A 3396-nucleotide genomic window follows, 5' to 3' on the forward strand; every position below is an offset into this window, starting at 1 on the left:
AAAAACTAGATGAAGAGTTTGCCGTCTTCCCTGGCGTGCCAGATGAGGCATTCACGAACACTGACTCGCTGAAATCATGGATCCGCGAATACAACACCGATAAGCCAAAGGCAGAACAGTTGAAGCTTACCGGTAAGAAAGAGGAATTACAGGAATCGATCCGTGCCGTATTTGCGGATGCCGTATTTGCGGATGAGTTCGAACAACAGTGGCGGGAGAGCGTAGCAGGGAAAACAATCCTGGCTCAATCACAACTCGAATTGGCTACGGCTATCCAGCAGGAGCTTTTTGCCCACCCAACGGCCGGTAAGCTTTTACAGCACCCGTCCCGCTCCGTCGAAGTTAGTTATTTTGGTATGGATGAAGAAACTGGTTTGGAAGTTCGCGTTCGCCCCGATCATGAACTGGAACTTAATGGACTACGCATCGCCGCCGACCTGAAAACTATCAGTATCGGAAAGGTAAAACAGGATAATCTCCGGGCAAAACTTCACAGGGAAATCATTGACCGCGATTACCACGTCAGCGCCGCCATGTATTCCGAGGTTGCCGACTTTGACCAGTTCTTCTGGATCTTCGTGAACAAGGATCCCGGATATCACTGGGTGGCTGTTATCGAAGCATCAACCGATCTGCTAGCTCTCGGATCCCTGGAGTATCACAAGACTATGCGCACTATCGCCAACGCATATGACACCAACACCTGGCCGGCGCCGGTAACCGAAGACTATACCGACGAACTGAATGATTTTGACCTGCGCCGCCTTGAAGCGCTGCGCGGGGCATAAGGGGAAAGTTATGCAAAACACTAACATATCGCTGAATGATCAAAATACAGTGGTTAACTCAAACGTTGCACTGTTTGACTCGCAATATCTAAATGCAATTAGTGCATTCGCGCAGATTATGGCGCAAGGGGCGGCTACGGTTCCTGCTCACTTGCAGGGAAACCAAGCGGACTGCATGGCAGTAGCGATGCAAGCCGCGCAGTGGCAGATGAACCCGTTTGCGGTCGCGCAGAAGACCCACCTCATAAACGGCGTTCTAGGTTATGAGGCGCAACTTGTTAACGCGGTGATTTCACGCAGTGGGATTTTGTCCAACCGGTTTGAGTACGAATGGTTTGGCCCATGGGAAAGAATTATCGGGCGTTTTGCTATTCGTAAAAACGACAAAGGGAAAGAGTACCGCGTCCCAAACTGGAATCTAGCCGATGAGGAAGGTGTAGGAATAAAAGTTTGGGCCACACTTAAAGGCGAAGATAAGCCGCGAGTGCTGGAATTATTTCTTGCTCAAGCCCGTGTTAGAAATTCAACCCTGTGGGCTGACGATCCCCGCCAGCAAATGGCATATTTGGCCGTAAAACGTTGGTCTCGGCTTTACTGCCCAGACGTGATTCTAGGTGTGTACACGCCTGATGAGCTCGAAGAACGGAACGAGAAAGACATTACTCCGGCAAATACGGCCCACGTCAGCCTGAAAGAGATTGCTGAATCCTCCGCGGTTGGCGAACCGGAAACCACGGCATCCGCTCAGGAGCCCACCAGCAATATTGACTCCCTAGCCGATGAATTTCGTAATCAGATTGATAAAGCGAATGACGTGGATCAGGCCAAGGCCATCCGTGCAGATATTGAGGCACAAAAATCAGCCCTCGGCGCCGCACTATTCACCGAATTGAAAAACAAGGCAGTGCAACGTTATCACCTGGTCAATGCCCGCAACAGTGTCGAAGCGGAGATTAACTCCCTGCCTCAACCTGATGAGCCCGGTGCCGCGGAGAGATTTGCCGCTCTGGAAAAGAAACTAGCGGCAGCCAAGCGCCACCTTGGTGACGAGTTGTACGACGGGTTCTCAACGACCCTGCTTGATATGAAACCAGAATATATCACCAGTTAATAGTCTGGGGAGGCGAAAGCCTCCCGCTTAAAACTGATATCAGAAAATCTAAATCACCAAAAATTATATCGTAATTTCATGACTGCGTTTGTTGGTCATGACCAGATCCTGTGGGGTTACCTCATGAATAATTTACTGACAAACGACGAATTAGTTGAATTGACGGGGTACAGATACCCATCAAAACAATGCGAAGTGTTGCGGCGTTCCGGCGTGTCATTCGTCATTCGTCGGGATGGGCACCCCAGAGTTACCTGGATGCATGTGAATGCCGTATTAAACGGTGCCCCCACCGATCCGCCAATTGAAGACGAAGATCAGCCGAATTTTGAAGGGATATAATGGGAAATGGGAAGGAAGCGACTCAATCCTGACGATAATAAATTACCCCCGCGCGTCAGGAAAAATAAATACAGCTACGTTTTTAAACCCGTCAGCACGAAAGAAACTATCACGCTCGGAAAAATACGCGATCTGTCGATTGCGCAGGTGTGGGAAAAATACGATAAAATAATAAATTCGCAGCGAGACGTTATTACTTTCGGTCGCCTGTGGGAAATGTTTCTCGACAGCGAATATTACAAAGACCTCGCACAGCGCACGAGAAATGATTATTTACAGCACCAAAAAAAATTATTGCACACATTCGGTAAGGTGAAGGCGGATAATATCAAGCCTGAGCACATTCGCTGTTTTATGGATCTGCGCGGGAAGAGTTCGCGCACGCAGGCTAATCACGAGCGCAGCAGCATGTCCCGCGTGTATAAATGGGGGTACGAGCGTGGTTATGTAAAAAGCAACCCTTGCGCCGGCGTGTCTAAATTCTCTGTCAAGGCGCGCGACGTTTACATTAATGATGAAGAGTATCTGGCAATATACCAAGAAGCCACCCCGGCGCTGAAGTGCGCGATGGAGATATCGTATTTGTGTGCAGCGAGAAACGGCGATATTCGTGATCTGGAGTGGGATCAAGAGATGGAATTGGGGTTATTCATTCAGCAGGGGAAAACCGGGAAGAAGCAGATCAAGGCGTACAGTGATCGCCTTCTGGCGGCTCTGGACATGGCCCGTACGCTGGGCGGACATCGATATATCATCGCAAACACGCGCGGCGGCAAGTTCAGCTATACTTGGCTAAATGATCTATGGCGCAGGGCCCGCGCGGCGGCAAGCGAAAAGCTCGGACGCCCTATCAGATGCCATTTTCATGATATCAAGGCTAAAGGGATTTCTGACTACGAGGGAAGCAGCCGCGACAAGCAGTTATTCAGCGGACACAAGACAGAGGCGCAGGTAATCACGTACGATAGAAAAGTGAACGTTTCCCCGACTTTAGACCTGCCGTTAATCAGTGAATACGAATAAATATGCAAAACTGGATTATTGATATACCAAGTGAATATACCAACAATATACCAAGTGCGGGGATTATCACAGAATAGAGTGCTTATAAGTGATTGAATAATGGCGGAGAGAGAGGGATTTGAACCCTCGGAG

General features: G+C 49.3%; 4 protein-coding genes. All 4 read left to right on the top strand.

The genetic code is table 11. The features are described from left to right. The coding region (locus tag B4923_RS20600) for a PD-(D/E)XK nuclease-like domain-containing protein (protein ID WP_211313982.1) at window positions 1–788 on the top strand (788 nt) is incomplete at its 5' end. Window positions 789–798: 10 nt separating this feature from the next. Then, window positions 799–1899 (top strand): RecT family recombinase, encoded by a 1101-nt coding sequence (locus tag B4923_RS20605; RefSeq protein ID WP_109491551.1) that lies wholly within the window; start codon window positions 799–801, stop codon window positions 1897–1899. A gap of 123 nt (window positions 1900–2022) precedes the next feature. After that, the gene (locus B4923_RS20610) at window positions 2023–2241 is read left to right on the top strand and encodes a DUF4224 domain-containing protein (protein ID WP_109491552.1); all 219 of its coding nucleotides are present in this window, start codon (window positions 2023–2025) and stop codon (window positions 2239–2241) included. 6 nt (window positions 2242–2247) lie between these two features. Next, entirely contained in the window at window positions 2248–3264 is a 1017-nt protein-coding gene (locus B4923_RS20615; RefSeq protein ID WP_109491553.1) for a tyrosine-type recombinase/integrase, read from the top strand. Window positions 3265–3396: the final 132 nt, after the last annotated feature.

The organism is Brenneria roseae subsp. americana, from assembly GCF_003115815.1.
Lineage (GTDB): Bacteria > Pseudomonadota > Gammaproteobacteria > Enterobacterales > Enterobacteriaceae > Brenneria > Brenneria roseae.